Annotated in this window: 17 protein-coding genes and 2 pseudogenes; 9 read left to right on the top strand and 10 right to left on the bottom strand. The window is 66.5% G+C overall.

Annotated features, from left to right (window positions below):
- Window positions 1-12: 12 nt before the first annotated feature.
- Both LWC34_RS38590 and LWC34_RS38585 read left to right on the top strand, forming a co-directional pair.
- Window positions 13-606, top strand: a complete 594-nt coding sequence (locus tag LWC34_RS38590) for a TetR/AcrR family transcriptional regulator (protein WP_233730982.1) — start codon at window positions 13-15, stop codon at window positions 604-606.
- Between the two features lie 60 nt (window positions 607-666).
- Window positions 667-1,248, top strand: a complete 582-nt coding sequence (locus tag LWC34_RS38585; protein ID WP_233730159.1) for a Uma2 family endonuclease — start codon at window positions 667-669, stop codon at window positions 1,246-1,248.
- A 66-nt stretch (window positions 1,249-1,314) separates the two neighbouring features.
- Here LWC34_RS38585 and LWC34_RS38580 read toward each other — a convergent pair whose 3' ends face one another.
- From LWC34_RS38580 to LWC34_RS38570, 3 genes are all read right to left on the bottom strand, one after another.
- Window positions 1,315-1,467: a hypothetical protein gene (locus tag LWC34_RS38580; protein ID WP_233730158.1), complete on the bottom strand. Its 153-nt coding sequence runs from the start codon at window positions 1,465-1,467 to the stop codon at window positions 1,315-1,317.
- A 201-nt stretch (window positions 1,468-1,668) separates the two neighbouring features.
- Window positions 1,669-3,033: a class I adenylate-forming enzyme family protein gene (locus LWC34_RS38575; RefSeq protein ID WP_233730157.1), complete on the bottom strand. Its 1,365-nt coding sequence runs from the start codon at window positions 3,031-3,033 to the stop codon at window positions 1,669-1,671.
- Window positions 3,034-3,037: 4 nt separating this feature from the next.
- Entirely contained in the window at window positions 3,038-4,246 is a 1,209-nt protein-coding gene (locus LWC34_RS38570) for a PQQ-dependent sugar dehydrogenase (RefSeq protein WP_233730156.1), read from the bottom strand.
- Between the two features lie 53 nt (window positions 4,247-4,299).
- Between LWC34_RS38570 and LWC34_RS38565 the strand changes: the two genes are divergently transcribed.
- Together LWC34_RS38565 and LWC34_RS38560 are read left to right on the top strand one after the other, a co-directional pair.
- Window positions 4,300-5,052, top strand: a complete 753-nt coding sequence (locus LWC34_RS38565; protein ID WP_233730155.1) for an enoyl-CoA hydratase/isomerase family protein — start codon at window positions 4,300-4,302, stop codon at window positions 5,050-5,052.
- 61 nt (window positions 5,053-5,113) lie between these two features.
- Window positions 5,114-5,908, top strand: coding sequence for an alpha/beta fold hydrolase (locus tag LWC34_RS38560; protein ID WP_233730154.1), 795 nt, complete (start codon window positions 5,114-5,116; stop codon window positions 5,906-5,908).
- 43 nt (window positions 5,909-5,951) lie between these two features.
- On the opposite strand, the gene LWC34_RS38555 is transcribed toward LWC34_RS38560, so the two are convergent.
- The 5 genes from LWC34_RS38555 to LWC34_RS38535 all read right to left on the bottom strand — a co-directional run bounded on the left by LWC34_RS38555 (window position 5,952) and on the right by LWC34_RS38535 (window position 14,269).
- Entirely contained in the window at window positions 5,952-6,410 is a 459-nt protein-coding gene (locus LWC34_RS38555) for a hypothetical protein (protein ID WP_233730153.1), read from the bottom strand.
- Window positions 6,407-10,147 (bottom strand): EndoU domain-containing protein, encoded by a 3,741-nt coding sequence (locus LWC34_RS38550; RefSeq protein ID WP_233730152.1) that lies wholly within the window; start codon window positions 10,145-10,147, stop codon window positions 6,407-6,409. The genes LWC34_RS38555 and LWC34_RS38550 overlap by 4 nt, the downstream gene beginning before the upstream one ends.
- Before the next feature lie 83 nt (window positions 10,148-10,230).
- Window positions 10,231-12,351: an AbfB domain-containing protein gene (locus tag LWC34_RS38545; protein WP_233730151.1), complete on the bottom strand. Its 2,121-nt coding sequence runs from the start codon at window positions 12,349-12,351 to the stop codon at window positions 10,231-10,233.
- Between the two features lie 65 nt (window positions 12,352-12,416).
- Window positions 12,417-13,427: a hypothetical protein gene (locus LWC34_RS38540; RefSeq protein ID WP_233730150.1), complete on the bottom strand. Its 1,011-nt coding sequence runs from the start codon at window positions 13,425-13,427 to the stop codon at window positions 12,417-12,419.
- 362 nt (window positions 13,428-13,789) lie between these two features.
- A complete protein-coding gene (locus LWC34_RS38535; RefSeq protein WP_233730149.1) occupies window positions 13,790-14,269 on the bottom strand; it encodes a transposase in 480 nt (159 codons plus the stop codon).
- A gap of 99 nt (window positions 14,270-14,368) precedes the next feature.
- Here LWC34_RS38535 and LWC34_RS38530 point away from each other — a divergent pair, with 99 nt between their 5' ends.
- The gene (locus LWC34_RS38530; RefSeq protein ID WP_233722972.1) at window positions 14,369-14,551 is read left to right on the top strand and encodes a hypothetical protein; all 183 of its coding nucleotides are present in this window, start codon (window positions 14,369-14,371) and stop codon (window positions 14,549-14,551) included.
- Between the two features lie 40 nt (window positions 14,552-14,591).
- Here the strand turns inward: LWC34_RS38530 and LWC34_RS59055 are convergent.
- Window positions 14,592-15,170: pseudogene (locus LWC34_RS59055) on the bottom strand (transposase family protein); the annotation flags it as partial.
- A 356-nt stretch (window positions 15,171-15,526) separates the two neighbouring features.
- Here LWC34_RS59055 and mfd point away from each other — a divergent pair.
- From mfd to LWC34_RS38510, 3 genes and pseudogenes are all read left to right on the top strand, one after another.
- Window positions 15,527-19,027: a transcription-repair coupling factor gene (gene mfd / locus LWC34_RS38520; protein WP_233730981.1), complete on the top strand. Its 3,501-nt coding sequence runs from the start codon at window positions 15,527-15,529 to the stop codon at window positions 19,025-19,027.
- 28 nt (window positions 19,028-19,055) lie between these two features.
- Complete coding sequence (locus LWC34_RS38515; RefSeq protein WP_233730148.1) at window positions 19,056-20,018, top strand: hypothetical protein; 963 nt, start codon at window positions 19,056-19,058, stop codon at window positions 20,016-20,018.
- 2 nt (window positions 20,019-20,020) lie between these two features.
- Window positions 20,021-20,710: pseudogene (locus tag LWC34_RS38510) on the top strand (nucleoside triphosphate pyrophosphohydrolase); the annotation flags it as partial.
- A gap of 308 nt (window positions 20,711-21,018) precedes the next feature.
- On the opposite strand, the gene LWC34_RS38505 reads toward LWC34_RS38510, so the two are convergent.
- Complete coding sequence (locus LWC34_RS38505; RefSeq protein WP_233730147.1) at window positions 21,019-21,852, bottom strand: class I SAM-dependent methyltransferase; 834 nt, start codon at window positions 21,850-21,852, stop codon at window positions 21,019-21,021.
- Window positions 21,853-21,888: 36 nt separating this feature from the next.
- On the opposite strand from LWC34_RS38505, the gene LWC34_RS38500 reads away from it, so the two are divergent.
- Window positions 21,889-25,056, top strand: a complete 3,168-nt coding sequence (locus tag LWC34_RS38500; RefSeq protein ID WP_233730146.1) for a S41 family peptidase — start codon at window positions 21,889-21,891, stop codon at window positions 25,054-25,056.
- Window positions 25,057-25,084: the final 28 nt, after the last annotated feature.

Here is a 25,084-nt window from a genome sequence, read left to right as displayed (position 1 = left end):
ACGCGGGTACGGATGACCGGAACCCAGCGTCGGCGGCAGCTGCTCGACGTCGCCAGGGCCCTGTTCGCCGAAAAGGGCTTCGACGGCGCGTCGGTCGAGGAGATCGCGCACCGGGCCGGCGTGAGCAAGCCGGTGGTGTACGAACACTTCGGCGGCAAGGAAGGCATCTACGCGGTGGTCGTCGACCGTGAGATGGACTACCTGTTGTCCGCGATCACGGAGTCGCTGTCGGAGGACATGCATCCCCGGACGCTGCTCGAACACGCGGCGACGGCTTTGCTTGACTACGTGGACACGTCGACCGACGGGTTCCGGATTCTCGTACGTGACTCACCCGTGGCGAGTTCCACCGGGACCTTTTCCAGTCTGCTCTCCGACATCGCCAGCCATGTCGAGCACATTCTCGGCGTGCACTTCAGCAGTCGTGGTTATGACGCGAAGCTGGCGGGTCTCTACGCCCAGGCTCTGGTCGGCATGGTCGCGCTGACCGGGCAGTGGTGGCTTGACGTTCGTAAGCCGCGAAAGACCGACGTGGTCGCGCACCTGGTCAACTTGGCGTGGAACGGCTTGTCGCACTTGGAGCACAAGCCGAAGGTCCGCCGCTGAGTTTTCCCAGTTGGCCGGACATGGGACACTGAGATGGAGCCGAGGTTGGAGGTGGAGTGCGTGTCAGTAGCTCTGGAGCACCCGATGATCGGCCCGTACACCGTTGAGGATTGGCTGGCACTGGACCCTCCGGTAGATGGGTCACGCCTCGAGCTGATGTTTGGATACCTCCACTTGACTCCCGCACCTTCCGGCGAACACCAAGATGCCGCGTTTCTCATGGGCGTGCTGCTTCGGGACGCCCTTCGTGCAGCGAATCGCACCGACCTGAATGTCGCTCTGGCTGTGAATGTGCGGATTTCGACGGCATGGCGGACGGCGTTGATTCCGGATGTGGTGATTCTGGACCGTAAGCCGGTCGGTGTGAGCTTTCCGCCGGAAGCACTGATTCTCGCCGTCGAAGTGTGGTCGCCAGGCAACCCGAGGGCCGAGCGTGAGACAAAGATGGCTGGCTATGCGGGCGCGGGTGTGCCGTTTCTCTGGACCATCGAGCAGGATGACCTTCGTGGACTCCGGCTGACGGCGTACCGCTTGGAGAACGGGCGGTATGTGGTCGAGAACCTCATCGAGGACAAGGGCCCGGCTGTTGTCACGGCTGTGCCGATTCCCATAACCGTCGACCTCGCGGAGCTGCAGACCTGACGTCTGGTTCGCCAGACTCTTCGGCTGGCGGCGCACCCCGAATCCGGGGTGCACCACTGACACTGGCTAGCTGGCCTTCTTCAGGCCGTTCTTGACGTCGATGACCACGCGCATCACTTCCGGCTTCGGGTGATCCTTGCTGTGCTTCGGCGGGTGGTTGCGGTCGGCTGCGGTGATCTTGAACGCCGGTGCCCCTGGTCCTGCTGCGTGCTTGGCCATCTCGGTCTGCCCCTCGTGCTGTGGATTCCCTTGGTCGCTTCCCACTGATGCGGCAGGGGAAGCAGTTGAAGCTTGAACAACGGGATCGAACGTACCCCGAGTGGGGGATACCGGCCAGCGCGGCGGGGCCGATATCGCGTGGCATGAAGGTGCCATGAACCAAGGGAATGCTGGCTTCTGGTGACCTGTTGTGATCGCGGTCTAGTCGTGCCACAACGCCCGCTTGTCCGGTTTCCCACTCGGTGCGACCGGGACCTCGGAAATGAATGTGATCGTCGACGGCACGCTGTTCGGCCCGAGTTCGTCCCGCACCAAAGAGGACAGTTCGTCAACCGATAGTTCCTTGCCAGGCAAGGGAATCACGAAGGCATGCAGCACTTCCGAAGGCCCAAGGACGTACGCCTGATCCACGTCGGGATGCTGCGCCAGCACGCGTTCGATGGGCCCCGCGTACACCGGATACCCGTTCACGATCACGATGTCCCGCGCGCGCCCAGTCAAATGCAGATATCCATCCCGCAGGAAACCGAGGTCGCGGGTCCGGATCCAGCCGTCCACAAGGACTTCCGCGGTCTCGGCGGCGTCTTCCCAATACCCCCGCATCATCCACGGATTACGCGCCCACACCTCGCCATCGCGGATCTCGATGTCCACGCCACCCTGCGGTTTCCCGACAGTTTCCACGTGGCCAGCAAGAATCTCGGCAGGCGTGGCAACGGTCAAAGCATTGGTCTCACTTTGGCCGTACGCGTGATAGATCACGGGCCCAATGCGAGACATGGCTTCCTGCAACCGATGTGGTGCCACAGGCGATCCTGCGACGAGCATGCCGCGCAGGCAACTGAGATCGATTGGGTTGTCACGCAAGGAATCCAGCATCGCGTACAACCGGGGCGTGTTCATGATTGTGAACGTGATCCGCAGATCGGCCAGCACTTCAGGGAACTTGACCGAAAGCGGAATGACCGCGGTTCCCCCATTCAATAGGCACAAAGCCAAATAGTCCTGCACGACAACGCTTGCCAGGCTCCCGAACAGCAGATATCGGTCGCACGCCGCCGCCTGTGCGGCCGTCGCGGCGTCCCATGCCGAAGGGTTCCACGAATAGTGCTCGCCAAGGGCCTGATATGTCTGTGCGCATGCCTTGGGTAGACCAGTACTGCCGCTGGTATAGACCAACCGGGCCACATTTTCCGGTCGGGAAGTAAGGATCAACGGCTCATCTTCGGTGTCCAAAAGGGCAGGAAGCTTCGCGTCGGTGACGATCAGATCCAGCCCGTCGCCAAGGATGTGGTCGAGCTGCTTGTCGCTGAACCCCGGACGAATCCCGACAACTCGGGCACCGAGCGCCCACGCGGCCAGATACGCGGCCAACGCCTCCGGCGTCACTTCCGTGATCATCGCGACGCCCGAGCCGCCGTTGACCCCGGCGGCCCGCATGCCTGCGGCGATCCGGCTGGTCAGGTTGAGCAGTTCGGCCTTGGTGACCTCGCGCGATCCATGCTCGACAGCGATCTTCGCCGGTTCCGTACGCAATGCGGCGAAGACCGCGTCAGGGAAGGACATGCGATCACCCTAGGGTGACCCGCAGCAGCTTGTCGTCGGTTCCGTTGGACGTCGTGATGTACAGGGCGCCGTCCGGGCCCTGCCGTGCCGCGCGCAGCCTGCCCCAGTCGTCGTCGAACTCCGGCGGCACCGAGACCGACTGGACCTTGCCGGCGTCATCCATCTTGAACAGCAGGACTTTCGCGCCCTTGAGCGCCGTCACCACCAGCGATCCGTTGAAAGCACCCCATTGTGGGCCGTCAAGGAACGTCGCCGCGCACACCGCCTCGGTCGTCTCGCCCGATTCCCACAGCGCGGGGATCGCGTCGGGGAAGCGCTGCAGGTCGGTCATTGGGACGTCTTCGTCGTAGCTGGTCACGGTCCCGCCCTGGGACGGATCCCAGCCGTAGTTCTTGCCCGCCTGCTCGATGTTGATCTCGTCGTTCTTGTCCGGGCCGTGCTCGGCGGTGATGACCTGGCCGCTGCCCGGACGGATCGCCACACCTTGCACGTTGCGGTGGCCGTACGTGTAAACCCGCTGCTCATTGGCGTTCGGCGACGAAGCGAACGGGTTGCCGGGAGCGGGCGCGCCAGTCTTGACGTTCAGCCGGAGGACCTTGCCACCGAGGTTCGTGCGGTCCTGCGGAATCGCCGGGCGGGCCGTGTCACCGGTGCCGACGAGCAGGGCGCCATCAGGGGCGATGGTCGGACGGCAGCCCGAGTGCCTGCCGCTACGCGCCACCGGCAGACCCGACAGCATGACGTTCACGCGCTGCGCGTTGCGCCCATCCGGGGAGAGCCGCCAGCGGACCAGCCGGACGTCAACGCCGACGCCGTTCTCCTTATATGTCTGGCACGTGATGAACTCGCGAGTCGAGGCGAAGTCCGGGTCGAGCACCATGCCCATCAGGCCGCCTTCGCCCGACACGAGGACATCGCTGAAATCGGCCTGCACCTGCGTGACGGTCGCGCCGACCTGCGTGGACGACAGCAGCGCGAGCTTGCCGGGCCGCTGGCTGACCAGGACCTTGCCATCCGGCAGGAAGCCGATGTCCCAGCCGTGCTCGAGGCCGCCTGCGACGGTCTCGATCTTCATCTTGGGCGGCTGCGTCTCCTGCGGCGTGCTCGGCTGGCCGCCCGCCGCGCCGGTCGGCGGCGGAACACGGCCCGCGGAGGACTCTGTGCAGGCAGCGAGGGCCGTCAGTGTGACGAGGAGCACGCCAAGTCGTCGCATGATGCACAGCATGCGCTGATCATTGTCCGGTTTATGTGTGGTCCGATAGTCCGGTGCATGTGAAGGTGGAAACGGCCGGAGCCGTGGCGACGTTGACCATCGACCGGCCGGACAAGCGCAACGCGATGAGCCTGGAGATGTGGTCGGCGATTCCCGGCCTGCTCGGCTCGCTCGACCCGGCCGTCCGTGTCCTGCTGATCCAGGGCGGCGAGCACTTCTCGGCCGGTGCTGACATCAGCGAGTTCGAAACCCTCCGGTCGAGCGCGGACGACGCGGCCCGCTACAGCGAAGCGGTGCACGCAGCCGAACGCGCGATCACAACGTTGGCGAAACCGACCATCGCGGTGATCAACGGCTTCTGCATCGGCGGTGGCTGCGAGATCGCACTGGCCTGCGACCTGCGTATCGCCGCGGACAACGCGCGATTCGGGATCACCCCGGCCAAGCTCGGCATCGTCTACAACTTCACCTCGACAAAGCAACTGGTCGACGCGGTCGGAAAAGCCTGGGCCAAGCAGATCCTGTTCAGCGGAGACATCATCGACGCGGCGACAGCTCTGCGAATCGGCCTGGTCAACGAGCTGCACCCGGCGTCGGACCTCGACGCGCGCGCCAAGGAGCTCGCGGCCACGATCGCGGGCCGCGCCCAGGTCAGCGTCCGCGGCGCCAAGACGATCATCAACCGCATCGCCGACGGCGAGCAAGAAGACGACAGCGTCCACGCGTTGTACGACGAAGCCCTGCACAGTGCGGACTACGCAGAAGGCGTGCGCGCTTTCTTGGAAAAGCGGTCGCCGAAGTTCTGAGCCTGGCGAGTAGATGTCGCCAGATGGCAAGCCGTATTCCGGTCGACCTAGCTTGGCGCACATGCCATTCACGCAGATCAGGGACGACGTTCGGCTGTTCTGTGCCGACGAGGGCGAAGGTCCCGTGACGCTGCTGTTCGTGCACGGCTGGACGTGCGACTCGCACGACTGGGACTGGCAGCTGGAGCATTTCGCGCGCAGTGCCCGCGTGATCGCGGTCGACCTGCGCGGGCACGGCCAGTCCAGCGTGCCGTCGAGTGGCTACGACGCACGGGTGTTCGCCGAGGACCTCGTGCTGCTCCTGCGTGCCATCGACGTGCCGAAGGTAGTGGTCATCGGACACTCTCTCGGCGGCGGGATCGGCATCGTGCTCGCGGGCGAGTATCCGGACCTGGTCGCTGGCTTCGTCGCCGTCGAGCCCGCGTACGGCTTCGCCCCGGCGCACTTCATCCACACCGCCGAGACGATGACGACCAAGAACGCGCACGAACTCACCGCGGCGATCATGGATTTCGCCGACAGCCCACACACCCCGGACTTCTTCAGGGCGATGCACCGGCGCCGGGTGTGGTCGGTGCCCAGCCACGTGGTCATCGAGACGTTCCAAGGCAACTGGCTCGGCGCTGGCGAGGTCGGGACCCGCGAACGGACCGAGGCGTACCTCGACCGGATGACATGTCCGACGCTGACGATTTTTTCCAGCGGGCATGAGGATCACGCGGCATGGGCGGCGAAACGTGTGCGGTCCGAATTGGACGGAACGCTGTATCTGTCGCTCGGCCACTGGCCGCACCAGGAAACGCCCGGCTTGCTCAACTCGGTGATCGAGACCTGGCTGAACCGGCTATCCCAATAAACACGGTTCCGCCCGCCCGGCGAATGCCGAGCGGGCGGAACCGTTACTTCTTGGCTGCCTCACGGAGGCTTTCCGACGCGAGATCGTAGGACTCCGCGTTGTCCGGCAGCAGCCGGGACATCCGCTCGAAGAACGCGAGACCCGCTTGAGTGAGTGCTTGCACCAGCTCAGTTTCCACAGCCTGGACACGAGTCGGCGTGCTGCTCTCGCAGCTGACCAACAACCGGCCCGGTGCGGTCCGGCGGAGCGCGAACTCGACCGGCATGTCCGGGAAGGTGGTCCGGACCTCGTCGTGCTCGCGCAAGTCACTGACCATGTCGGCGATGTAGGCCCACAGCTGGTCCACGTAGTCCCATTGCTGCTGCCCGATCACCTCGACGCCATCGATCACGAGCTCGATCGCGCCTTCGACGTAGTCCGAGTCCGATGGCGGGACGGTGGTCTCCTCGTAGCGTTGGAAAGAACCGTCCTGCTGCTTGAGGAAACTGCGTACTTCGATCATTGGCCCTCTAGTGGGAAGAACTGGCCGATCCGGCCACGGTTCAGGCCGAGCTGGTACTTGACGCCGTTGACCGTACCGTAGATCTTGTGCATCCGTTTCCCGCCGTTGGCGATCAGGTCGTCACGGTTCTGCTGCATGACCTGCTTGATCGCGTCCTCGATGTCCGGAATGGACATACTCTTCGGGAAGAAGCTCTGCTTGTCCTTGACTGTGCCGTCCCAGTAGTCCGGGTGGTGGCGGCGCAGGATGTGGTCCATTCCCTTCTTGTCAAGCAGGAACTCCCTGTTGCCGAACTGCATCGGCTTGCTGATCCAGTCCTTCAGCGCGATCAGGCAGTGCAGTGCCATCGCCTGGCGAGCCGCGACCGTCCTGGCGAGCGCGTCAGGACAGCGGACCTTCTCCGAAGCCACCAGGCCGCGCATGGTGGACAGGAACTTCTGGCCGGCGGCTGACGCTTCGAGGAACTTGGTCAGCCCACCGACGATCTTGGTGATCGCGGCGGCCACCTGAGGCACCTTGGCGATCAACAGCAACAACGAGCCGACGTTGACCACGGTCCACAGGCACGCGGCGACATCACCTTCGGTGAAGCACTTCTTGGCGTCGGTGTACCCGATCATGTCGAGCAGGACCTGGCCACCGTTCTGGATGATGAAGTCGATCAGACCGTTCTTGGCCTGGTCCTGTGCCCGGCGGTACTCCTGCACCAGCTCGTCGCCGCCCTCGAGCCACAGCATCTCCTCGTCCTCATCGGACAGAGGTGGTCCCGGGTCGTCCGACCCCGCTGCTTGGCTTGCGCGCCGCTCCTGTTCAGCCTTGCGCGCTGCTTCCTCGGCACGGTCGGCGGCCTTGCCGGCGTCGACTGCGGCGTTGTAAGCGTTCTTCGCAGCCTCCGAGGCGGCTTCGGCGTGCTTTGCCGCACTGTCGGCAGCCGCGTTGGCTTCCACGGCAAAGGTTTCGGCGCGGTCGGCGGCTCCTCGTGCTGCCGCGGCGTCGGCTTCGGCCCGGTCGGCTGCGGAACGTGCTGCTGCCGCGTCGGCTTCGGCGGCGGATGCGGATCGTCCGGCGATCCGGGCGTCGTTTGCTGCCGCGTTGGCCGCTGCCCGCGCCTTGCGGGCGTCTTCACGGGCTTGGGCGTCGGCCTGGTTGGCGCGTGCGGCGGCTGCCCGTGCCGCGGCGCCGTCCGCTGCGGCTTCGGCGGCGGCTCTTTGGGCTTCGGCGGCGGATTGTGCCGCTGCCGCTGAGGACTTGGCCGCTGCGGCGGCTGCGTCGTAGGCGGGTTTGACTTCTTCCTTGGCCCGGTCGGCTGCCTCCTGCGCCAGCTTGGCTGCTTGAAGTGCTTCTGCGGCACGGCGTTCGGCCGCGGCTGCCTGCTCGGCGCCGACCGCGCGGGCCTGTTCGGCGACCCTTGCAACGAAGTCGGCGTCGATGTCCTGGCCGGTGAACGGTGCCACGACAGTGATCGCGGTATTCGCCGGTTGGGTGATCGCCTGCGAGGACGCCTTCGCCGCCGAAGCCGCTTGCACCGCAAGGCTTGCCTGGGTCGCGGCGGAGACTGCTTCCTGAGCAGCCGCGTCGGCTTCGGCCTTGGTGCGCTCGGCCGACATCTGGGCGTTCATGGCCTCGGATGCCGCCTGGTTGGCCAGGTTCACCGCGTTCTGTGCGGCTTCGGCAGCCTTGGCCTCGTTGAACGTAGCGTCCGACGCGGCCGAGTTGGCCCGCAACGCGGCGGCGTGTGTCGCGGCTGCTTCCGCTTCGGCACGGTTGGCTGCCGCGTTCGCTCGTGCTGCTGCGGCGGCTGCAGCTGACGCTGCCGCCCGCGCCCGTGCCGCTGCACGGGTCGCTTCTGTTGCCGCACCACGTGCTCCGGCGGCGGCACCCGTAGCGGCGTTCGCCGCGCCACGGGCAGCACCGGCCGCGCCCGCGGCGGTGTTGGCTTCACCACGGGCTTGCAGCGCCGCGTCGAACGCGGCCTTCTCGTGCGGCGTGCCTCGGCTGGCCGCGGCCATCGCGTCCATTGCTGCCGCACGTGCTTCGGCCGCGCGCTGCTCGCGTTCGGCCCGATATGCCGCGTCACGGCTGGCTACCGCGTTGCGTTCCTCGTTACGGGCACCGGTTTCCGCTTGTGCGGCAACGCCGTCCGCTACCACCGCGCGGTCACGTGCACCGCGTGCGATGGCTTCCTGTGCCTCGGCTTCGCCACGCATCGCGCGTGCGACAGCGGCTTGCTGCTCGGCACGGCCTCGCGCGGCGGCTGCGTTGGCCGCCTCACGCTGCGCGATCGCGCGCTGTGCGGCAGCAGTCGCAGCCTCACGCTCGGCGGTGATCCGGTGCTGACGGGTTCGTTCCGCAGCAGCCCAGGCTTCTGCTTCAGCCCGTTCAGCTGCCTGACGCGCAGCCTTCGTACGGGCCGCGGCATCCTTAGCCGCTACCGCCTGTACCCGAGCCGCCTCGGCAAGATCGGCTGCGGCCTTGGCGTGCGCCTGAGCGGTCTCACGCCACTTCTTAGCCTGCTCAGCATGCCGCTCGGCACGCTCCTGAGCATTACGAGCCTGGTCGGTGAACGCAGCCGCGTCGACCGAGTGCGACGCGGTTTCCACCGCGGAGACCGCGGCCTTGGCCGCCTGTGACATGCCAAAGGCCATCTGCGCCCACTGCGCGCCGTACGGCAAACCCGTCTCTACCAGCACATCAGCCTGGACCTGCGCCTGGACTGCCGCCCGGTTCGCGTCATCCGCGGCAGCACGGGCGTTGCTCAACTGGCGGGCGACTTCCGCCTTCACGCCGTTGAACGAGTCGGCCGGGTGCTGCCCGCCCGCGTCGTTCGCGGCCAAGATCTGCTCGGCCTTGCGGGCTTCGTTGCCTGCCAGGATCAAGGCGTTCGACGAGCGCTGCAAGGCGCGGATGCCGTTGCCGTGCTGGATCATCAGAACCCGGCGGGCCTCGTTGGCGCGCGCGGATTTCTTGGCCAGTTCGGAGAGGGCTTCGGCGGCCTTGATCCGGGCTTCCTCGTCGGCGAGGAACTTCTCCCGGGCCTCAGCGTCCTTCTTGGCCGCATCGAGGTATCCCGACGCGAGGAACTGTTCGACCGCGGCGTCACCGGCGTCGAGTGCCGTCTGCGCGGCGCGTTTCACGTCTGGCCCACCTGCGGCCAGAACCATGGTTACCCGGGCGCGGTTCTCATCCGCCCGCTGCTTGGCGCTTTGGACGGCTGCGGCGTCGCGCTGCTCGGCGATTCCCTTGCCGTAAGCCAGGAACTGCAGGCGATCCAGGTCGGTTCCGGCGAGTACACGATCCACTTCAGCCCGCAGATACGGACCACCCGTGCCCCGCAACGGTTCAATCGCCGCACGGTTCTCCGCGGCGACCCGAGCCTTACGGTCCGCAGCCTTCTTCTGGGCTTCCTTCAACCCGGTGTTGAGGAAAGCCATGATCGCCGTGCGACCACCGGCCAGCGCCGCCTTCGCGGCATCGCGGACTTCGACATCCTCGGCCAGCTCAGCATTGTCGGCCACCAACTGCCGCAGCCGAGGGTCGCCAGTGTCGGGGACGCCGGACTTGCCGTCCCATTCCTTGTACGGATCCGGCGGCATCGGCCGCGCGGACGACGGTGGTGGATCCTCTGTGGACGATGACGCTACGACCGGCGCCGCGACCGCGGCGTTCGCGGGCTGTACGAGCCCTGCGAACACCGTGGCGGTCAGCGCGGCCGCCAGTGCTCTGTGGATGAGTCTCATTGCTCGGTAAACCCCCTGTATGCCAATGGGGCCCGGCACCGGAAAGCTCGTGTGCCGGGCCCCTTTGTGTCAGACCTGATCGGTCAGAGCTTGGTGTCCCAAGTCCGTCCGGTCGCTGGGTCGTGGTAGATGTAGCCGCCCTGGAAGGTGCTGCGGCGCAGGTTTCCGACCTGCTCCTCGTCCGTCTTCGGGTAGCCGAGGTACGAACGCTCCCAGTCCATTGCCTCCCAACGGCCCCGGATCGCCCCGTAGACCAGATGCGCGCCGGTGTCCGGGGTCCAGTAGATCGACAGCCCGTTGACGAAGTGGGTGTACGTACCCTTCTTGTCCGGTGTGGCGGTGGTGTCGATGATCGGCAGCCTCCACTTAGGACCGCCCGAGGCGCGGTACTTCGTCAGCGCCTCACCGGAAACGCTGCGCACACCGGTCGCCGAGCCCCAGTAGGCGCTGGCCGTGTTGGTGAACTCGCGGTACCGGACCGCGCCGTCGAGCACCTCAGGGGACTTCGGGTTGCCGACGAAGGCGCGCCACGCGTCGTCGTTGTGCCAGCGCAGCATGATCTGCGTGGTGACGATCGGGTCGGGGTCGACGATGTTCCAGGTCGTGTCGACCTCGAACAGGTGCGGGTTCAGGTCACCGGTGGTGTCGCCGCTCTTGGCGCCCGCGAACAGCTGGGCGCCGTAGTGCCGCAGGAACCGGCCCGGCAGCGCCTTGGACTCAAGCGAGACACCGGAACCGGAGTTGCCCAGCTTCGGGCACCAGGTCGCGTCCTTCTCGTACGCGTCGCTGCCGTCGCTGGCCTGCAACTTCACGCGGTAGTCCTGGACACGCAGGTAGCTGCCGACGTGCGTGGCGGACTCGAACGAGTAGCAGTTCGTGTCGGCGAGACCGGTGACGACCTTCCAGGTCGCCTCGCCAAGCGGCGTGTCGGCCGTGGTCGTGCTCTGCGTGCCCGGCGTGATGCCCGCGTCGCCACCTGCGGCGCGCACGTGCCATGCCTTCACACCCGGCGTCGTGGTCCGCAGTGCTTGGTTGAACACGTTGAACTGGGTCTCGGACAGGAACTTGGTCACGTCGGCGGGCGTGCCTGCCAATGCGGCGTTCGCGGCGGCGACCAGACGCGGGCGAACCCGGCCTGCCTCAGCCTTTGCCTTGATCTCACGGACCTTCTGGCGGTCAGCTTCCTCGCGGATCGCCTTCTCCCGTGCGGCATCCCGGTCATCGGCGGCCTTCAGGCCGGTGTCGATGAACGCCTTCCAGTCGGCTGGGTTGCTGCTGCGCAGCGCGGCCTCGGCGGCGTTGCGGACCTCGATGTGTCGCGGGTTCGCCAGCTCCGGGGTGGTCAGCAGCTGCCGGATGAAGTTGTCGTCCGACAGGGTCAGCCAACCCTCCGGCGTGAGGATGCCGAGCACGGCGGCCGCGTTCTTCTTGGCCTGCTTGGCCGCCAGGATCCGGGCGGCTTCCTCGCTTTCCTGCTTGGCCTTCTCGATCGCATCCCGCTGGTCGGCGATGTGCAGCGTGAAGATGTCCGTGTTGATGAACGTCTTCCAGGTCGCCTCGGTGCCGCCCCACGCGGTCATGGCGCCGTCTTTGACCTTCGGGCCGGTGGAGCGGCGCCACACCTGGTACACGAAGTTCTGGTCGTTGCCGTCCAGCATCGCCGCGTCCGCTGGGATTTCGGCGAAGGCAGCGGCCTTCTGGCGTGCCTCGCGGGCCAGGCGGGCTTCTTCCTGGCGGCGGGCGTATTCCAGGTGGTCACGGTCGACGAAGTCGTGAATGCTGGTGCGGATGAACGCGGTCGCATCGGGCGCGTCCGGCTTCTCCACCACGATCTTGTAGACCCGGTAGGCCTCGGCCTTGGTCAGCGGGTACTTGCCCGCGTTGATCTTGTCGAAGACCCGGAACACGAAGTTCTTGTCCGACAACATCAGCCACTCGTCGGTCGCCTCGCCGACCTCGATCGCACGGACCGCGCGGACCTTCTCCACCTCGCTGGACTCGGGCACCTCAGTCGCGGCCGGGTCCGCGGCGATCTGCGGGATCGCCGGTGCGTTCGCGGTCGCCTCGGAGTTGCGCGAGGCCGCCGCTGGTGGAATGTCCGTCGGTGCCGCGTGCGCGACGACCGGCGCCATCAGCCCGGTGACCACCGCGACGGCGGCAAGACCGCGGGCTAAACGTCTGCTAGGGACAGTTGTTCTTCGCATTGCTTTCCTTTTCTGGGCATGGCAAAGCGATCGCCACCTACTGGCGAAGGCCGGTCACAGATATGTCAGTTGATGTTCTTGACGCGCTGTTCCGCGTCAATTGCCTGCTGCAGCAACGCATTCCAGTACGCCGCCTGCTGCGACGCCGAGTCACGCTCGGCCAGCCACGCGGTCTCCGACGAACGCGCCGGATCGATGATCGACTCCCAGTTCGGACCCATCGCAGCCTGCGCCGCGGCCAACACAGCCCGCCAGTTCTCCGCCTGACGCACCGCGACATCCTGCGCCTGCGTCCACCCCGACCGGGCCGGTTCCGTCTGCGTGCCCACCTGCTGCCACGCACGCGCCGCAGCATCCTTGGCCTGCTGCTTGGTCTCCTCCGACGCCTCACGAGCGGCGTTCTCAGCAGCCTCGGCATCTGCGATCAGACGGGTGATCGTGCTGCGCCACTTCATGTTGTCGTTCGCGTGCCGCATCCGGAAAACCTCAAGATCCAACCGCGACCCGGTTGCCCAGCCGTAGGCGAAAAACTCGACCAAGTCGTCATCCGTCGCACCCAGACGCACGGCGTGGGCTGCCGACAGGCGGACCTGCTCCCCGGGGTCGTTCGTGGACAGGTTCCGGACAAAATCCCGGTCGCGCTGAACAAGTGCTTGCTTCTGTGCACCGATTTCGTCGCGATACACCCGATCGCGTGATCGTGCGGTCTCGTATCCGGTACGCACGAACGCCTCACGCTCAGCGTCGGTCGCGTTCGAACCGAGCAGTCGCTTCGCTTCGTTGTGCACCTCGGGGGAGTACTCAACGGTCGTCGTCTCGTACACCCGACGGATGAAGTCCATGTTGCGCACGCGACGCTGCTGCGCGCGCTCTACTGCGTAGTCGTAACCCGACGTCAGGAACGCAGCGATCGCCGCGTCCGGGTTGCTGCTCACCAATGCTGACCAGGCGGCGGTCCGTACCGTGCTGTACGGATGTGAGCTGGCCAGGTATCTCACCCAGATCCAGTCATCAGACGGTTGCTCTGCCTGGATCGTCACGGACGGTCCCGCGTAGGCAGCGACGGGTGCTGCCACGGAGAAGGACGCCACAATGCAGGCAGCACAAATTAGGGCACGTCTCACCCTTGATCCCCCAGTTCATCGAGCCCCCCGGCTCGTTCAGATCGCAAGGTAATGACCGTCCTGCGCCCGCGCAAGCGAAACCGATCACACTGTTGCGGAGTTCCGGCATCCGGCGTAACCCTCGTTTTGCCGTGAAGGTCACCTTCGCGGCGTTGAACCTGGATTCACCGTTGATCTTGGGTTGTGGTCGTGGTGGTGGGTGATTGTGGTGGTGGGCCGGTGGTGTCTGGTGTGGTCGTGCGGGAGCTGCTGGTCTGCCCAGCTTTTCCACTGTGGTCTTTCGGGTTGGGCCTGGTCAGGCGGGTGGTTAGGGGTCAGGCGGGGTGGGGTGGGGCGTGGATCGTGGTGAACAGCCGGGTGAAATCGGTGGCCCAGGGCCAGTCTCGTGGTAGCCGCAGGGTGATGTGGCGGGCGGTGCGGGTGACGCGGGCGGCGATGGTGATCAACCGGCGGCGCAGGGTGGTCAGCCGTGTTCTGGCGTGGGCGGGGCCGGCCAGGCAGGCGGTGGCGCGCAGGAGGTTGTGGGTCAGGGCGGCCAGGGAGAGCCAGGCGGCGTTGGCGGCGAACAGTCCGGACGGGAAGTGGGCCAGTGGGCCGGCCGCGAGTTCGGCGAAGACGTGTTCGATCGCGCCACTGCGTTGGTCGTGCAGACGCCAGGCGGTGGCCGTGTCGAAGCCGGCCGCGTCGGGCTCGGTGGTGGCGGGCCTGGTGGTGGCGGGCCTGGTGGTGTCGGGCTCGGTGGTGGCGGGCGGGAGGTTGGTGAACACCGCGTGGTAGCGCCAGGCTGGGAACAACTCGCCCTGCTCGTCGCGGGTGGTGATCCGGGTCCGGCGGACCAGTAGCCGGGCGGTGGTTTTCTGGCCGGGGTTGACGGTCGGGTTGGTGAACGCGGTATGGCTGGTCTCGGCGATCTGGGCGGTGTGGATCAGCTGCCCGGTGTGCGGGTCGAGGACCGGGTCGCGGTAGGTGTGCTGCTGCCAGGCGTGCTCGCTGATCGCGTCGATCGCCTCCCGGATCGCGGAATGTTGTGGGGCGGTGATGGAGAACCAGACCCCCTTCCCGCACCAGCATCGTGATCAATTCCCCGACATAGAACCCGGAATCGCCGCGTACCAGCAGCGGCCCGGTCGCGCCCGCGGCGCGGGCGGTGCCCAGCGCGCGCCGGGCCAGCGAGCTCACCGCGCGGCGGGTATCGGCGTTGCCACCCCGTAACCGGGTCGCCACGATCACCGGCCTGCCCGCCGCTGTGGTCAGGGTCGCGGCCAGCGTGTTCAACCCCAACACCCCGGTATAGCCGAACGCGGCCCCGTCTTTGCCCCGCCCGTAGACCTGGCTGATTTTCGAGTCCAGATCCAGCAACCCCAACCGGTCGGCCCCCGCCAGCAGCGGCGTCAGCTCCGCCAAGCGGGCCAGCAGCCGGGCGGAGAGTTTCTCCAGTTGAGCGACATGACCCATGCTGAACCAGCGCAGGAACGTGCCCACAGTGGACGGTGCGCGGATCCCGGTGAACAACCCCGCCATCCCGCCATGCCGCACCAGGTCCAGATCACTGATCGAGTCCGCGCCCGCGGCCATCCCGGCCACGATCGTGCTGATCTTCGCGCCCGCGTTCGCCCCGACCGAACCACCCAGCCGGACCAGCTCACCGGCCAGATCCGACAACCCCGCGTCCTCGGCCAGCCGCATCACCGCCACCAGGCCCGCGTGCGACACCAATCCCGGATCGTCGAACCTCACCGACACCGCGCCACGCGTATGCGATGCTTTCACTCAGCAGATGCCCTCTCACTCGGTCCGATATGTTTCTGTCATAAGAACAATCGTCCCAAGTCAGAGGGCATCTGCCCGTTCACGACACGACCAACCCACCAAGATCTTCGGTGAATCCAGGTTGAACGCGTTAAATGTTCCCCTCACGTGTGACGCGAACCGGGTCTGTCGGACCACCGACGTAAGCTTGTTGAGGTCCGACTCTTCGGCAAGGGGATGCTTCCGTGACTCACGCTCCGCTGACTGGTCTGTTGGCCGGCCTGTCCGCTGATCCCGCGGTCATGGCCGTCGCCGAAGCCGCTGGCGCGCCTGTCTACGAACTCGAAGGCCCGCCCGCGGTTCGCCCGGTGGTGGCCGCGACGCTCGCTGCCCACTCGACGGTGCTGGCAGTGACCGCGACGGGCCGGGAGGCCGACGACTTAACAGCAGCTTTGGGGGATTTGCTCGGTAAGGACGTCGTCGCGGCTTTCCCCTCGTGGGAAACGTTGCCGCATGAGCGGCTGTCCCCACGCGCGGACACGGTCGCGCAGCGGCTGTCTGTCCTGCACCGGCTCGCTCACCCGGAGGGTCCGGCGCTCAAGGTCATCGTCTCGACCGTGCGCAGCTTGATCCAGCCAATGGCCCCTGGCCTGGGCGAACTCGTTCCTGTGCACCTCAAGACAGGCGACGAGCACGACTTCGACGGGCTGATCGAGCGCCTCGTTGTCCTCGCGTACACCCGTGTCGACATGGTCGAGAAGCGTGGCGAGTTCGCGGTCCGCGGCGGCATTCTCGACCTGTTCCCGCCGACGGCCGAGCACCCGTACCGAATCGAGTTCTGGGGTGATGAGGTCAGCGAGATCCGGCCGTTCGCCGTCGCTGACCAGCGCTCGCTGCCGACCAAGGTCACCGAGGTGACCGCGCCGCCGTGCCGTGAGTTGCTGCTCACCGAGGATGTGAAGCGCCGCGCCGCTGAGCTGGCGACTGATCACGCTGGCGACGAGCACCTGGCCGAGATGCTCACCAAGCTGTCCGGTGGCATCCCGGTCGAGGGCATGGAGGCGCTGATTCCGGTGCTCTGCGTCGGCGAGCTCGAGCTGCTCACCGACGTGCTGCCGGAGGGTTCGCACGTGCTCGTGGTCGACCCCGAGAAGATCCGCACGCGCGCACACGATCTCGTTCGCACTGGTCAGGAGTTCCTCGAGGCCTCGTGGATGGCCGCGGCCGGTGGCGGTAAGGCGCCGATCGACCTCGGTGCTTCGGCGTACCGCGAGCTGGGCGAAGTCGTCACGCACGCGCGTGAGACAGGGCGTCGCTGGTGGACGCTGAGCCAGCTCACGGGCTCGCCGGACGTGCTGTCGCTTGGCATCAAGCAGGTCGACTCGTATCGCGGAGACGTCGAGCGCGCCTTTACGGACCTGCGCGCGCATACGGCGGCTGGCGGCGCGGCGGTCCTGGTTGTGCCCGGTACAGGTACGGCGCAGCGCGCGGTTGAGCAACTCGGTGATGCTGAGGTCGCGGCGCGCTTTGCGCCCGATGGTCTGACCGAGGCGCCTGAGCCTGGCGTGGTCACGGTTGTGCGTGGCGCGCTCGAAGACGGCTTCATCGCGCCGGATTCCGCGTTGGTCGTGCTGACTGAGACGGATCTGACCGGCGGACGGCATGGGACGTCCACAAAGGACATGTCGGCGAAGATGCCGTCGCGGCGCCGCAACGCCGTCGACCCGTTGGCGCTCAAGACCGGCGACTACGTGGTGCACGAGCAGCACGGCATCGGCAAGTACATCGAGATGGTCCAGCGCACGGTCGCGGGCGCGACTCGTGAATACCTCGTGCTTGAGTACGCGTCGTCGAAGCGTGGCCAGCCAGGGGACCGGCTTTTCGTGCCGACCGACCAGCTCGACGAGGTCTCCCGCTATGTCGGCGGCGAACTGCCGACGCTGAACAAGCTCGGCGGTTCGGACTGGAAGAACACGAAAGCCAAGGCGCGCAAGGCAGTCAAGCAGATCGCGGCCGAGCTCGTGCAGCTCTACGCGGCCCGGCAGTCCGCGCCAGGGCACGCGTTCGGCGCGGACACGCCGTGGCAGCGTGAGCTGGAGGACGCGTTCCCCTTCACCGAGACCGCCGACCAGATGGCCGCGATCGACGAGGTCAAGGCGGACATGGAACGCGGTGTCCCGATGGACCGCGTGATCTGCGGTGACGTCGGCTACGGCAAGACCGAGATCGCGGTCCGTGCGGCGTTCAAGGCGGTACAGGACGGCAAGCAGGTCGTCGTGCTCGTGCCGACCACCCTGCTGGCGCAGCAGCACCTGAACACGTTCGCCGAGCGCATGCGGTCGTTCCCGGTGAACGTCAAAGGCCTGTCCCGGTTCACCGATCCGATGGACTCCGAGAAGGTCATCGCGGGCCTCGCGGACGGCGAAGTCGACATCGTGATCGGCACGCATCGCCTGCTGCAGACCGGAATCCGCTACAAGGACCTCGGCCTGGTGATCGTCGACGAGGAGCAGCGCTTCGGCGTCGAGCACAAGGAACACATCAAGGCACTGCGCACGCACGTGGACGTGCTGACCATGTCCGCGACGCCGATCCCGCGCACGCTGGAGATGTCGCTCGCGGGCATCCGCGAGATGTCCACGATCCTGACCCCGCCGGAGGACCGGCACCCGATCCTGACCTATGTCGGCGGGTACGACGACAAGCAGGTTGGCGCGGCGATCCGGCGTGAGCTGCTGCGTGACGGCCAGGTCTTCTTCGTGCACAACCGGGTCTCGTCGATCGAACGGGCCGCCAAGCGGATCCGTGAACTCGTGCCCGAAGCACGCGTGGTCACCGCGCACGGCCAGATGAACGAGGACCGCCTCGAAAAGATCATCCAGGGCTTCTGGGAACGTGAACACGACGTGCTCGTGTCCACCACGATCGTCGAGACCGGCCTGGACATCTCCAACGCCAACACGCTGATCGTCGAACGCGGTGACTTGCTGGGCCTCGCACAGCTACACCAGCTGCGCGGCCGCGTCGGCCGTGGCCGCGAGCGCGGGTACGCGTACTTCCTGTACCCACCGGAGGCGCCGCTCACCGAGACCGCGCACGACCGGCTCGCGACCATCGCGCAGAACACCGAGCTCGGCGCCGGTATGGCCGTGGCAATGAAGGACCTGGAGATCCGCGGCGCCGGCAACATCCTTGGCGCCGAGCAGTCCGGACACATCGCTGGCGTCGGCTTCGACCTGTACGTCCGGCTTGTCGGCGAGGCCGTCGAGGCGTTCCGCAAGCACGCGGGCGCCGACGCGCCGGAAGGCGAGGAGGAGCTCGCCGATGTCCGGGTCGACTTGCCGGTCGACGCGCACATCCCGCATGACTACGTGCCAGGCGAGCGTTTGCGGCTCGAGGCGTACCGCAAGATCGCCTCGGCCCGTGACGCCGACGAGCTCGCAGGCGTGATGGAAGAGCTCAAGGACCGCTATGGCGCGCCGCCGTTGCCGGTCGAGCGGCTCTTCGCGGTCGCCGCGTTCCGGCAGACGTGCCGTCAGTACGGCGTCACCGAGGTCACCACCCAGGGCGCGTCGATCAGGTTCACCCCATTGGACCTGCGCGACTCCCAGCTCGTGCGGCTCAAGCGGCTGTACCCCAAGGCGAACTACAAAGCGGTTACGAACACCGTGACCGTGCCCCGGCCAACGGAAGGACCTGCCGGTGGCCGGATAGGTGCGTCGCAACTGCGTGACCAGGAGCTTCTCAAGTGGTGCTCGGACTTCCTGGCCAGCCTGGTGATCGCCCCGGCCCCAGTCGGGTGACAGATTGTCCTATGAGAGGCTAACCACTGTGACGACTGCCATGCGCCGCTCAATCGGGATGATCACCGCAACGGCCCTGCTCGTGGCCGGGTGCAGTGCGGGACAGGGCGACCCGAAGGTCGCGTTGACCGTCGGTGACGCGAAGGTGTCCACGGTTGAGCAGATCCAGCGGACGCTCAACGACCTGCTGGCCACCAACCAGGCCGTGCAGGACCAGGCGCGCCAGCACAAGCTGGACCAGGTCTCGCGTGGCATCGTCGGGCAGCAGGCGATCAACCAGCTGGCCGCGGACGCCGCCCGGCGCTTGGGCATCCAGATCACCGACGCGCAGGCCGAGGCCGCGATCCCGGTCCTGACCGGCCCCGGGGCGACGCAGAGCGATCCGTTCCAGTCGATCGTGGACGCGGCGTTCCAGCCCAAGGACCTCGCCCGCGCCCGGCTGGCGCTGGCCGAGGTTGGCCGCAGGGCGCTCGGTCGTTCGTCCGTCACGTTCGACGCGGTCGTGCTGCAGGACGCTGACGCCGCTGTGGAACTGGCGCGCAAGATCGCCGAGAACCCGGCTCAGTCGACCGCGTTGATCCAGGCCGCGCCGGAGGCGATGGGCGAGCCGTTCCTCAACAGCGTGTTCGGCCCGGAGGCAGCCCTCCAGGACCCAAGCAACCTGCTGACGCTGGCCGCTTCGCCGTACTACAACGTGCCCGCGGGCGAGGTCATCGCCACCCGGCTGACCGGTAACCAGGGCGGCTACCTGGTGCTGTTCATGAAGGCACGGCGTGCGGTCACCCCGCCTGCCGAGGTGACCATCCCCGAACTGAAGCCGGTTGAGCTCGCACAGATCGGCCAGGGGCAGTTGACGTTGCTCGCCTCGGTGGTGCCGGTGCAGCCAAACCCGCGGTTCGGCAAGTGGGACCCGGTGACCCTCAAGGTCGTGTCCGGTGAAGAGGCCACCAACATCAGCACGGTCTTCCAGGCCAAGTCGACCCAGCCGTGACCCCAGGCGAGAAGTTGCTCGAAGCGGCGGCGGTGATGGACCGCCTCCGCTCCCCGGGCGGCTGCCCATGGGATGCGGAGCAGACCCACGAGTCGTTGCGGCAATACCTGATCGAAGAATGCTTCGAGCTGATCGAAGCAATCGAGGACGGCGACCGTACGGCGTTGCGTGAAGAACTCGGCGACGTCTTGCTGCAAGTGTTGTTCCACGCCCGCGTCGCGCAGGAAGACCCGTCCGACCCGTTCACGATTGACGACGTGGCCGCGGCCCTGTCCGCGAAACTGATCGGCCGCCACCCCCACGTCTTCGCGACAGACCCAGCGGTCCGCGACTCGGCAACGCAGGAAAAACGCTGGGAAGAGCTGAAGCAGGACGAGAAGAAGCGCGAATCCAGCATCGACGGCGTCGCCCTCGGCGCCCCCGCCCTGGCCCTCGCCGCAAAACTCGCCCAACGTACAGCGCGCGCAGGCTTCCCACCCGACCTCCTGCCGTCGGGCGACAGCCCAGCCGAGCAGCTCTTCGCCACAGCAGCCCGCGCCAAGATCGCCGGAGAAGAACCAGAAGGCGACGTCCGCGCGGTAGCCCGAAAATTCGCCGAAAACATCCGGACAGCCGAGCGCGCGGCAAAAGACGCAGGCCTAGACCCGGCAAACCTGACCGAAGAAGAATGGCGCCACTACTGGCCCAGCTAACCCCCAGACCCAGCTAGACCACGCCGTGTCCACCGTTCCGGCACACCGTGTCCACCGTTCCCGCACATCGTGTCGACCGTTGCAGCACATCGTGTCCACCGTTCCGGCACACCGTGTCCACCGTTCCGGCACACCGTGTCCACCGTTGCAGCACATCGTGTCCACCGTTCCGGCACACCGAAATACACATTGGCGCCCCGTCGGGGATTTCGGTGTGCCGCAAAGTGCATCTCACTGTGTCGGAATGGTGGACACGCTGTTCCGGAATGGTGGACACACAGTGTTGGAATGGTGGACACGGCGTGGGGTTATGGTCGCCAGATGTGGACAGCTATCTCGCGGGTTTGCTCGCTGAAGGTTCCGGTTGGACTGGCGTCATGCAGCAGCTTCCTTAGTTCAGCTTCGAACTTCGGGAGCTCGTCGCCGAACAGGTGTGGTGCCGCGCTGGACAGTGAGAACACCGCAGCCACGACCTCGTCTGCGCTGCGGGTGAGCACCCGGCCAGGGATCTCGATGTGCTGCGGACCGGTGAAGCCCGCGGCCCGGTAGATCGCGTCCTCGCCGCGAGCCGTGCCATTCGGGAGCGTGCCTTGGCCAGCGCGTCGAGTCGGGCCGAGGTAACTCCGCACCAGTTCCGTGATTGCCGCGTGCGGTGGACGTGGATGCGGCAGGGCTTCCGTGCCCTCAATGCCTTCGTGGGTTACGGCGTGGACATGTGCGACGGCACCGTCCGTCGCCAGCATTCCGCGCGCGATCGCGGCGACTTTTGGCCGGTCCATCCAATGGAAGGACTGCGCGAACGTCACCAGGCGGAACGTGCCCAATGATGCGGGCAGATCCTCCGCGCGCAGGTGATGCCATTGCGTGTTGTCGACATTGGCTTCGGCTGCGAGGCGGCTGGCTTCGTTGAGCATGTCCGGGTCTGCGTCGACTCCGATTGCCTGCTCGAACCGGTCGGCCAACAGCAGGGTCAGCGAACCGGGACCGCAGCCGATGTCGAGCAGACGGCCTGATCCGTCCAGTTCCAGTTCCGCAGCAAGCGCGTCCGCGAGTGCTTTCGGGTACGGCATGCGTCCTCGCGGGTAGTACCGCGCGCTGCCCGAATAGAGCGAGGGGTCCCATTGCCAACTTTGCTCGGCCACGCCGGACAACCTATCGGCGACGGTAAGTTGGTTCGAGTGAATAACGCGTATCTGCGGTTTCCCCACGTGCACGGCGATCTTGTCACGTTCGTGGCCGAGGAGGATGTCTGGCTCGCGCCGATGGACGGTGGCCGTGCCTGGCGGGTGTCCGGTGATCAGGTTCCGGTGACCCGGCCGCGCATCTCGCCGGACGGCAGGCACGTCGCGTGGACCAGCACAAGGGACGTCGAGCCCGAGGTGCACGTTGCGCCGGTCGACGGCGGGGAAAGTCGCAGGCTGACCTATTGGGGCTCGGTCAAAACCGCGGGACTCGGCTGGAATCCGGCCGGCGAGGTGCTCGCGATCAGTTCCGTGTCGCAAGCACAGTTTCGCCGTACGTGGGCATACGCGATCCCGCTCGACGGTCAGCCGCGCCAGTTGCCGTGGGGCCCGGTCGGCGACATCACGTACCGCGAAGATGGCGCGGTGCTCCTGCAGTCGCGGGATTCGGACGATCCGGCGTGGTGGAAGCGCTACCGAGGCGGCACGGTCGGCCGGTTCTGGGTGGACACGGCTGGCTCCGGCGAGTTCAGCCGCATTTTGTCCGAATTGGACTCCAGCCTGGTGTCGCCGATGTGGGTCGGTGACCGGATCGCTTTCCTGTCAGACCATTCGGGCGTCGGCAACGTCTACTCCTGCCTTCCGGACGGCACGGATCTGCGGCAGCACACCAAGCACGAGTTCTACGCCCGCAACGCGTCAACCGATGGAGCCCGCGTGGTGTACCACTCCGCGGGCGATCTGTGGATCTTGGACAGCCTGGACGCCGAGCCACGGCTGCTGCCGATCAAGCTTGGCGGACCACGTGTTTCCCGTCAGCAGTACCCGATCTCGGCCCGATGGTCGCTCGGCGAAGCCGCCCCTGACCACACAGGTCGCGCGAGCGCTGTCGAGGTACGCGGGACCGTGCACTGGTTGACGCACCAGGACGGACCGGCGCGCGCGTTGACCGCCGAACCTGGTGTGCGCGCACGACTTCCGCAGGTCCTCGGGACAACTGGGCACGTCATCTGGGTGACCGATGTCGAAGGCGAGGAATCGCTGGAGATCGTGCCCGTCGAAGGCGGCGCACCTCGACGCGTCGGCACGGGACAGTTCGGGCGCGTCCACGAACTGGTCGCGACGCCCGACGGCCGCAGGGTCGGAGTGGTCACGCACGACGGCCGCGTGCTGCTCGTGGAGGTGGAGACCGGCGAGATTCGTACGGTCACCAAGGTGGACGACGGCGATCCGACCGGCCTGCAGTTCTCCCCGGACTCCGGCTGGCTCGCATGGTCCCACCCCGGCCCGCCGCCCCTGCGTCAGATCAGGATGGCCGACACCACGAATTTGTCCATTGTGGACGTGACGCCGCTGCGGTTCGACGATCACGAACCGATTTTCACCACCGACGGCAAGTATTTGGTGTTCCTGTCGGCGCGCAGCTTCGATCCGCGCTACGACGCGCACGTGTTCGACATGTACTTCGCGACCGGGTCGTTGCCGTATCTCGTGCCGTTGTCGGCGACGACGCCATCGCCCTTCGCGCCCCAGCTGCAAGGGCGCCCGGTCACCGAGTCGGACGACGACGAGAAAACCGAGGATGACGAGACGACCCCGCGCGTTTCCGTTGACATCGAAGGGATCGCCGAGCGACTCGTGCCGTTCCCGGTGCCCGCGGCGCGGTATTGGTCGCTGTATCCGGCGAAGGGCGGCGTGTTGTGGATGACACGATCGCTGTCCGGCGAACTCGGGCATGATCTGGCGTCGAGCGACGACAGCGCGCCTCGGTCCTCCTTGGTGCGGTTCGATTTCGAAAAGCGCCGTACGGAGACCTTGGTCGACGCGCTCGACGAATTCTGGGTCAGCGGTGATGGCAAGAGAATCGTGGTGCACGACGGCCGCTCATTGCGCGCGATGCCGTCGGAACACAAGGCGGATGACGACAGCTCGGACAACGTCGACATCGACCTGTCGCGGATCCGCGTGACCATCGACCCGCCCGCGGAATGGCGCCAGTCGTACAACGAAGCCGGACGCCTGATGCGCGATCGCTTCTGGCGCAGCGACATGGGCGGTGTCGACTGGGATGCTCAACTTGAACGTTACCGGACTTTGTTGCCGCGCTTGGGTTCTTACGACGATCTCGTGGACCTGATCTGGGAGGTTCACGGTGAGCTCGGCACTTCGCATGCGTATGTCTCTGAGACGCGTGATTCGCCGGATCCGCGGGTACGGGTTGGGTTGCTTGGGGCGGACTTGGCGCCGGATTCGGCCGGATTTTGGCGTATCGAAAGGATTCTGCCTGCCGAGACTTCGGATCCTGACGCGCGGTCGCCGTTGCGTGCTCCTGGAGTTGGTGTGCGGGTTGGCGATGCGATCCTTGCTGTTGATGGACGCGCTGTCGGGACTTGGGGGCCCGCCGCGCTTTTGGCAGGATCTGCCGGCAAGCCGGTCGAGTTGACGGTTGGTCCTGCGGCTGGCGGGGCTTCGCGTCGGGTTGTCGTCGTGCCTTTGTTGGACGATACGCCTTTGCGCTATCACGCTTGGGTCGCTGATCGCCGGGAGCACGTGCACACGTTGTCTTCGGGTCGAGTCGGGTATTTGCATCTGCCCGACATGCTTTCGGCTGGATGGGCGCAGCTGCACCGTGATCTCCGGTTGGAGATGCGCAGGGACGCGCTTGTGGTTGACACTCGGGAGAATCGCGGCGGGCACCTTTCGCAGCTGGTTATCGAGAAGCTGGCTCGGCGGGTGGTCGGCTGGCAGATCAGCCGGGACGGGACACGGCCGGAGTCTTATCCGCAGGACGCTCCGCGCGGGCCGATTGTGGCCGTGGCCGATGAGCAGACCGGGTCGGACGGGGATGTTATCAACGCGGCGATCAAGGCTTTGGCGCTTGGGCCCGTTGTCGGCATGCGGACTTGGGGCGGGACGATCGGGATCGACAGCCGGTATCACTTGGTTGACGGGACTTTGGTCACGCAGCCGACTTATGCCACGTGGATGCAGGGTCCCGGTTGGGGCGTGGAGAACCATGGGGTCGACCCCGATGTCGAAGTCCCTGCCACGCCAATGGATTACGCCGCCGGTCGGGACCCACAGCTGGATACCGCGGTTCGGCTGGCGTTTGACGCACTGGAGACTCGCCCGGCCGTCGGCCCGCCGACCTTGCCTGAGCTGTAGCTGATACCCCGGGGGAGTCGTCGGACAG

The organism is Kibdelosporangium philippinense, from assembly GCF_021390435.2.
Taxonomy (GTDB): Bacteria; Actinomycetota; Actinomycetes; order Mycobacteriales; family Pseudonocardiaceae; genus Kibdelosporangium; species Kibdelosporangium philippinense.
The sequence above is the reverse complement of the archived record's forward strand: the minus strand, read 5'-3'. Positions and strand labels throughout refer to the sequence as shown.

Excerpts from the sequence above, each read along its gene's own strand:
- LWC34_RS38590 (WP_233730982.1), top strand. The coding sequence starts at position 13 with ATGACCGGAACCCAGCGTCGGCGGCAGCTGCTCGACGTCGCCAGGGCC.
- LWC34_RS38580 (WP_233730158.1), bottom strand. The coding sequence starts at position 1,467 with ATGGCCAAGCACGCAGCAGGACCAGGGGCACCGGCGTTCAAGATCACC.
- LWC34_RS38575 (WP_233730157.1), bottom strand. The coding sequence starts at position 3,033 with ATGTCCTTCCCTGACGCGGTCTTCGCCGCATTGCGTACGGAACCGGCG.
- LWC34_RS38570 (WP_233730156.1), bottom strand. The coding sequence starts at position 4,246 with ATGCGACGACTTGGCGTGCTCCTCGTCACACTGACGGCCCTCGCTGCC.
- LWC34_RS38560 (WP_233730154.1), top strand. The coding sequence starts at position 5,114 with ATGCCATTCACGCAGATCAGGGACGACGTTCGGCTGTTCTGTGCCGAC.
- LWC34_RS38555 (WP_233730153.1), bottom strand. The coding sequence starts at position 6,410 with ATGATCGAAGTACGCAGTTTCCTCAAGCAGCAGGACGGTTCTTTCCAA.
- LWC34_RS38550 (WP_233730152.1), bottom strand. The coding sequence starts at position 10,147 with ATGAGACTCATCCACAGAGCACTGGCGGCCGCGCTGACCGCCACGGTG.
- LWC34_RS38545 (WP_233730151.1), bottom strand. The coding sequence starts at position 12,351 with ATGCGAAGAACAACTGTCCCTAGCAGACGTTTAGCCCGCGGTCTTGCC.
- LWC34_RS38530 (WP_233722972.1), top strand. The coding sequence starts at position 14,369 with ATGGCTGGTCTCGGCGATCTGGGCGGTGTGGATCAGCTGCCCGGTGTG.
- mfd (WP_233730981.1), top strand. The coding sequence starts at position 15,527 with ATGGCCGTCGCCGAAGCCGCTGGCGCGCCTGTCTACGAACTCGAAGGC.